This is a genomic window from Campylobacter sp. 2018MI13, from assembly GCF_018501135.1.
In the GTDB taxonomy this organism is placed as follows: Bacteria; Campylobacterota; Campylobacteria; order Campylobacterales; family Campylobacteraceae; genus Campylobacter_E.
Window position 1 is genome coordinate 1 of record NZ_JAHCZC010000290.1, and the last position, 393, is coordinate 393.

A 393-nucleotide genomic window follows, 5' to 3' on the forward strand; every position below is an offset into this window, starting at 1 on the left:
AAGCCCCAGAGCGGGCAAACCTTACCTGGCGCTGAACTGTGCGTCTATACCGGAAGATGCGGTCGAGAGTGAACTGTTTGGTCATGCTCCGGAAGGGAAGAAAGGATTCTTTGAGCAGGCGAACGGTGGTTCGGTGCTGTTGGATGAAATAGGGGAAATGTCACCACGGATGCAGGCGAAATTACTGCGTTTCCTTAATGATGGCACTTTCCGTCGGGTTGGCGAAGACCATGAGGTGCATGTCGATGTGCGGGTGATTTGCGCTACGCAGAAGAATCTGGTCGAACTGGTGCAAAAAGGCATGTTCCGTGAAGATCTCTATTATCGTCTGAACGTGTTGACGCTCAATCTGCCGCCGCTACGTGACTGTCCGCAGGACATCATGCCGTTAAC

1 protein-coding gene is annotated in these 393 nt (G+C 52.7%); it reads left to right on the forward strand.

Translation table 11 applies throughout. The features are described from left to right. Positions 1–393, forward strand: a 393-nt coding sequence (locus KJQ99_RS10070; protein ID WP_214150765.1) for a sigma 54-interacting transcriptional regulator, incomplete at both ends; no start/stop codon positions are given.